Below are 6,000 nucleotides of genomic sequence, written 5' to 3' on the forward strand. Positions count from 1 at the left end.
AATATGATTACATTGTAAACGATAATCATTAACAAATAGGAAAATATATGATCTTAGAGTATTTTACTTTTTGCAAAGGCTTAGCAAGGAGTCAGGAAAACGTCTTGCAATAGTAGGAAAAATTAAGCGTCTGGCAATCGAGACATCCACACAGCAACAGTGATGCATATTGCGCATGTAACCCAAGCAAGCCACTGCAAACTATCAGAAAATCGGTAAAACAACATACCGCATGACATAGCCATCATTGACCAAGCCAAATATTTTGCCTTACGAGGAATAGCTCGATGCTGCTGCCAATTCTTTACCATTTCACCGAACACTTTATGTTTGAGAAGCCACTGATTGAATTTATCAGACCCTTTAGCCCAGCACGCTGCCGTTAGTAAAATGAAAGGAGTGGTAGGGAGTACGGGAAGAAGAATACCAATTAAACCTATGGAGAAAAAAATACTGCCTAAAACCATAAATAATATGCGTATTATACGGTTATGATGGATTTGGTTGAGCATTACTTTTTTTTGTAAATTCGATGCATTTGGTGAAGGTTGCACATTGTTCATAAGAAAGTAGCTCGATAGTTAAAAAGTAGCAGCCAGTTATTTAGCGAACTGCGAATATTTTTATTAGAGACTAAACTGTATTAGCAGATAGTCTTTTATAGGTCATTGTAAATGATAATCATTCAATTATCAAAATTATGATGTGTTACTACCGCAATCATTCCAATGAATGAATGTTTTACGATTTATATTGAATATTTTTGATAAAAGTAGGGCGGTATTTTTTTATGTGAACTAATAGATACTTATATTACAGACCTACACTATCAATCCTGTAGAACTTGACTTAGGGGGGAGTATTTACGCAGTCTGATAATGAAAGTCAAACCACATTTTTCTTAGCGTTCTATAGCTTAAACGCTATTGAATCCTACTCCTAGCATAGCCACTATGTTGCCTCGGGGCGTAATACTGCTTCGCTTCCTCCTTCCTCATTTAAGAAGTCTCATTCAGCCTGAGCTGCCTAGCTACTTTGTCGTTGTCGTTGTCATCTGCTAGTTTTTGACGGTTTCAGTCATAAAAGCGGCACTATGAGTCCTGGTTATCTTAGTGATGATAAACGCTCTATTAAGTCTTTAATTTACCAGAACGGGTTCTACAGTTTTTTCAGCATAGCTTAAATGGCCCTGATATAAGCTATCCTACTGTAACTATGAGAATACAGTAGGATTTAAATGGACTGCTTTATCGCACCGTATATTCTTCTAATTTAGAATATTACGGTCATACCGATAGCAGTGATAGTTGATATAAGAAAAGAGCCAACTACTAACCATTGTGGGACATTATTATCTCTTTTGAAAAAAATATATTTAACGATGGAGACAACTAAAAAAATAAAAATCGCAGGTAATACAACTCCATCCCTAGTTATTATCTTATCGAAAACTAACATCAAAGCTACGAATAAAATAACATAAGCAAAGGCTACGGAGGATGCTAAACCTAGAGGATCTAATACATCTGTCTTTTTACCCATGTTAAAACACCTATCCTTAAATATGGTTGTACTGTGAGATAGTAGCGTCATAGCGCACCGATCACGAATAGAATATGTATGGTAAGTACACCATGAAGTACACTGTGGCTATTTCAGCGAGTTAAAGCGTTGATACCATTCGCCCACAGCTTAGCGTTCAAGTCCTCACTAGGGAACCATGCTTACTCCCATAAAACCTATTATTTCCCATCAATCGTTCCTTTAAAAGCCGCCTTCTTATTGTTAGTTTTTCTCTTACGCTTGAACGTTGGTTTTATAGTATTCATTTCTTGTCTGAATTTTTTCCATTGCCTAGGGTGAGAGGTCTTGATATGACCCACCTTAGAAGTAATGCTACGCCAGTCTTTATCGTAACTAGATAGATTCTTCTCAGTATGAAAGCGTAGAGAGAGCTTGTGTATATCAGAGCGGAGCTTCTTTCTTTTGTCGTTGTTGATTGTAGGTTTTTTTGAATTAACAGTTAGGCCAGTTACTGTTTTTCCTACACCGTTAACAGAAGGAGAAAAAATTGTTTGTTTCTTACGGTTTGGATGATGAGCTTTATGGAAAACCATTGAGTATATCTTGGAGATAATATCTGTTTTTTGTTGGTCAGTTAATGGCCGTGAGCTAGAGATGGTTATATCGTCAATATATCTGCTGTAAGCAACTTGTTGGCGGTCCAAGTCTTCAACTAGTTTTGGCTCTATATCATAGAAGATTAACTGTGCAAGGTATCCACTAGTCTTCCATCCTTGTGGTAGCTCGTTTTGATACGTTGTTAGTTGTGTAAGGATTTCAGCAATTTCAGGTGCCATACAAAAGAACCCTTGCCAGATACTACGAATATTTTTGTAGTCACAGTTAGGAAAAAAGCTCTTTATATCTTCTGATATGACAATAGATTTGTTGCAATGGAAAGCAGCATGAGTCCTACAACTGCGAGGGTTTAAGAGATCAGCGACTCCACCCTGCATATAGATGGGGTAAAAAACTTTTTTAAGTAACTTATCTAGGATTCTTTGATGAATGGCTTTTAGTCTAGGTTTTGCATTATGGGTATGTCGGACTTCACCATTAGGCTTGGTTATTTTTTTCCCTGGACACCAATATCTATCTTTATTAGCCAGAATATATTCTAGATCTTCCACTGTAACTTCTAATAGCTTAGCAAGTGAACTAATATTTGCAATTGGTGTAACCTGCGGTCGAGGGTGAAAGCCCATTGTTTAAGCTTCAATCATCGAATAAATTGTTTTGGTTAGAGATTCAATTTGCGTGTCTGTAATTTCCGAGATGGATTCTTGCTTAGCCGCTAAAAATACGAGGATACTTACTGGTATCTGTAAAGCATCAGCAATTGACTCTAGATTGGATAGGGTTGGTTGGCGTTTGTCTTTCTCTATTAATGATAAGTATGATTCAGAAACATCTGCTAAAGCACTTACTTGTAACTGCGTCATATTTCTCAATTTTCGACATTTTTTTATAACACTGCCGATTTTCATATTTTCAACCTTATAAGAGTGGTAAGGCTTGCTGTACTACTCTAGAAACTTTCTAAAAAGCTGAATAAGCTCAATAATACTGGGGAAGTAAATAAGTAAATCACCGAGCGTTTTTAAACCTATGGCCTTATAGTCTGCTTCTTTGGAAGCTGAGTTCTCTATTACTAAATCAAGATTCTCTATTGCTTCTTCAATTTTACGAGTAACACTGGGTTCTAATGTATCATGCGTAGTTGTTTGGATCTCAGCAAGCTGAGCCCGCAACTGTTCTAAAAGTTTTATATCATTCATATTATTTACGACGCTTTCTGACGGCACGGATTGTACCAGTCGACAACACAATCGAACCCGAGAGAAATAACATTAGAACGCCACAAGCCTTATACTGTGGCGAAGCCTCAGTCGAAATACTAAACGAATGACAAGTTGCGTAAGGCCAAACGAGGTAGTACAGAGGTCGAGGTCTTCGGGTGTTGCAGCTATAAAAATAGCGGCTAAAATCAGCCAGTTACAAGGTTCAATTAATAAATGATATCTTCTAAAACGCATCTAGACGGATCGTCTATTCTGAGTTGTTAGGTTACTACAAAACATTACTCTGAGTCAAGTTTTAGATCCGCCTATTAAACTCTAGTATTCAAGATATTCTCTAACTGGACGTTTCTTAAACTGTGAAGCATCTTTTTTGAGGCGATTAATCATCTCAAATTCCCACGCTTTGGGATCTTGACCTGCTGGACTGGTAGAGCTTACTAAATGATTGTAATCTGCCATAAAGCTAGGGTTACGAGCAATACGTCCTAGTTGCTTATCGTTAAGTCCTTCAATAGTAGTCCTATTTTCATTATTAGAAATTTTAGTACCAGTTTTTTCTTTATTTTTTTTCACTTTAAACTTGAATGTAAATCCTGTAATGACGCGGCCTTGTTTGTGTTGTTCATATTCAGAAGTAATATCAGTATGTTCATTTATTTGAGTTATCGCCAGATCTAAAACCCGTCTTTTGAAGGCTTCTATCCGTTGGTATTCGTCCACCAATCCTAGCTTTTCGCGCAATTCTACAAGCGATATCTGACTGGTTGTACCTACTGACCTCCATTGAATTATCAACTCATACAGCCTTATTGCGTACTCACTCTGCAATCCTACGACCTGCTTCAACTCATATTCTGTGTAACGTGCTTCAAGCCTGGTAATCAAAGGAATTACATCACTTGCAAATACTAATTCGACACAGCCTAAGTCGTCAATATAGCCGATCTTATCCACCCAACGGCTTTTATAATTACCTATCTTTCCCGAACGTTCATCCACCTTACTATAAGCAAAACCTGCCTCATACAATCCTTCTACTGCCCTTTTCATAGCTTCATACGATGTATGCTTTTCCACATTAAATTGTTTAGCGTAGCTTTGCGCATAAATTCGCAATAATCCACCTGCTTCTATTAATGTTTTTTGTTCCCTTGCCTCGATAATGGCTAAAAATATTAAGCGTTGTTCAACTACTCCTAAGCTATAACTCGCACCAATCAAGGAATTATCCTTAGTAACTAATTGTTTAGACATTTCCATATTCCAACCCATTTTTAACAACTATAATCCAACAATGCTATTAAAGCAACAACTCAAAAAATAAGTTGCTTTATGGGTCGTAAAACGTTGCTTTATGGGTCGTAAAACGTTGCTTTATGGGTCGTAAAACGTTGCTTTATGGGTCGTAAAACGTTGCTTTATAGAAGGCGAAACCCTTTTATGAAAAGCGTTTCAGAGGATGTAAAAGCTTTTAAAAGTATTTAAAAACATTAAAAACCTTTTTGGTTATTAATAATTAGAGTGACAAAAGAAAAGGCTAGTAAAGATAGCAATGAATTCAATATCAGTAATTTCAAATAATTTAAAAAGAAAGCTCAAAGCTTTAGTTAAATAGGGATAAAAGCATCCTATTAAGCTCCCTATAAGGTTCTAAGTATCGTTTGGTATAGTTGCTAGGTAAAATTTTTCCAACCCCCTTAGACGACCTTTATGAGCTTACCCAGTTCCATGATTGTTCATATCAACTAAAATCTTCGGAAGATTATTAGAATCTCAGTAGTTTTTATTACTGTGCCACCAAGGATCAACCTCTTATCACTGAATTGTTTCTCAAAAAAAGCCCTAGAATCAGTTGATACTAGGGCAATACAAAATTTTATTTTTTAATCCAAACTATTGTATGCTTTTATTCCTGCTTTATCGACTAATCTTTGAGAATTGGAGACCTTATTAGGTGCTGCCACCTCCCTTAATATCAATAACGATTCTAGCACTATCGGCATCAAAGCCTTGACCATATCATTCTGATTTGATGTGTTCTCTACCGATTTTGATCCTTTATCATCCGACTGCAATAAGTGCAGAATCTCACTAATATCTCCTTTCATAAACTTAAGATCTTCAAGGAAACTATTAGTATCTGATTCCAATTTTTTCTTTAAGTAGACACCAGGAGATTGCCCTTCCTTTGCTGCTATTGCTTCTAGTTTTAAGTAGACTTCAGATTTTAATCTAAATGATACGGTAGGGGTGTACATAATTATCCTTGTTTGCAAATTGTAGACAGTAATATATCATAAAAATCAGTTGCTTAAATTCATTTTGTTTGCACCTTGCATGCAGATAAAAAAGTCTTAAATCAGGTAAGAAGCTGATTTAAGACGATTTTTTTCATCCCGAGAGGGTGCGTAAGGTGTAGTCATTAAATTGGATAATTTAATGACCAAAAAGCAGGTAGAAAAATCGGTTATTTTCTACCTGTCGTAAGCCTTTTTAGCTAAAAAGGCTTATAAGAGCGTTACGTTAGTAAATCGTTAGCTAGATATGAGCAATTTATGAGCAATTGCTGTATGATTGATTGAAAGTTAGCAAATCGTTAGCAAATCGTTAGCAAAAGGGTAGTAAATCGTTAGTT

The 6,000-nt window shown here is 36.2% G+C and carries 7 protein-coding genes; all 7 read right to left on the bottom strand.

All coding sequences use genetic code 11. The features are described from left to right. Positions 1 to 122: 122 nt before the first annotated feature. The 7 genes from L2737_RS21730 to L2737_RS21760 all read right to left on the bottom strand — a co-directional run bounded on the left by L2737_RS21730 (position 123) and on the right by L2737_RS21760 (position 5,623). Entirely contained in the window at positions 123 to 563 is a 441-nt protein-coding gene (locus tag L2737_RS21730; protein ID WP_218690638.1) for a YbaN family protein, read from the bottom strand. Between the two features lie 709 nt (positions 564 to 1,272). Continuing rightward, positions 1,273 to 1,542: a hypothetical protein gene (locus L2737_RS21735; protein ID WP_248957075.1), complete on the bottom strand. Its 270-nt coding sequence runs from the start codon at positions 1,540 to 1,542 to the stop codon at positions 1,273 to 1,275. Positions 1,543 to 1,742: 200 nt separating this feature from the next. Further along, positions 1,743 to 2,768, bottom strand: coding sequence for a reverse transcriptase family protein (locus L2737_RS21740; RefSeq protein WP_248957076.1), 1,026 nt, complete (start codon positions 2,766 to 2,768; stop codon positions 1,743 to 1,745). Between the two features lie 3 nt (positions 2,769 to 2,771). After that, positions 2,772 to 3,050, bottom strand: a complete 279-nt coding sequence (locus L2737_RS21745) for a helix-turn-helix domain-containing protein (RefSeq protein WP_248957077.1) — start codon at positions 3,048 to 3,050, stop codon at positions 2,772 to 2,774. A 36-nt stretch (positions 3,051 to 3,086) separates the two neighbouring features. Then, positions 3,087 to 3,341, bottom strand: coding sequence for a hypothetical protein (locus L2737_RS21750; RefSeq protein WP_248957078.1), 255 nt, complete (start codon positions 3,339 to 3,341; stop codon positions 3,087 to 3,089). A 339-nt stretch (positions 3,342 to 3,680) separates the two neighbouring features. Then, positions 3,681 to 4,619 (bottom strand): replication initiation protein RepM, encoded by a 939-nt coding sequence (repM, locus tag L2737_RS21755; protein ID WP_248957079.1) that lies wholly within the window; start codon positions 4,617 to 4,619, stop codon positions 3,681 to 3,683. Between the two features lie 629 nt (positions 4,620 to 5,248). Continuing rightward, positions 5,249 to 5,623 (bottom strand): hypothetical protein, encoded by a 375-nt coding sequence (locus tag L2737_RS21760; RefSeq protein WP_248957080.1) that lies wholly within the window; start codon positions 5,621 to 5,623, stop codon positions 5,249 to 5,251. Between the last annotated feature and the right edge of the window lie 377 nt (positions 5,624 to 6,000).

The sequence above is a fragment of the Shewanella electrodiphila genome (assembly GCF_023283985.1).
GTDB classification, from domain to species: Bacteria; Pseudomonadota; Gammaproteobacteria; order Enterobacterales; family Shewanellaceae; genus Shewanella; species Shewanella electrodiphila.

Excerpts from the sequence above, each read along its gene's own strand:
- L2737_RS21730 (WP_218690638.1), bottom strand. The coding sequence starts at position 563 with ATGAACAATGTGCAACCTTCACCAAATGCATCGAATTTACAAAAAAAA.
- L2737_RS21735 (WP_248957075.1), bottom strand. The coding sequence starts at position 1,542 with ATGGGTAAAAAGACAGATGTATTAGATCCTCTAGGTTTAGCATCCTCC.
- L2737_RS21740 (WP_248957076.1), bottom strand. The coding sequence starts at position 2,768 with ATGGGCTTTCACCCTCGACCGCAGGTTACACCAATTGCAAATATTAGT.
- L2737_RS21745 (WP_248957077.1), bottom strand. The coding sequence starts at position 3,050 with ATGAAAATCGGCAGTGTTATAAAAAAATGTCGAAAATTGAGAAATATG.
- L2737_RS21750 (WP_248957078.1), bottom strand. The coding sequence starts at position 3,341 with ATGAATGATATAAAACTTTTAGAACAGTTGCGGGCTCAGCTTGCTGAG.
- repM (WP_248957079.1), bottom strand. The coding sequence starts at position 4,619 with ATGTCTAAACAATTAGTTACTAAGGATAATTCCTTGATTGGTGCGAGT.
- L2737_RS21760 (WP_248957080.1), bottom strand. The coding sequence starts at position 5,623 with ATGTACACCCCTACCGTATCATTTAGATTAAAATCTGAAGTCTACTTA.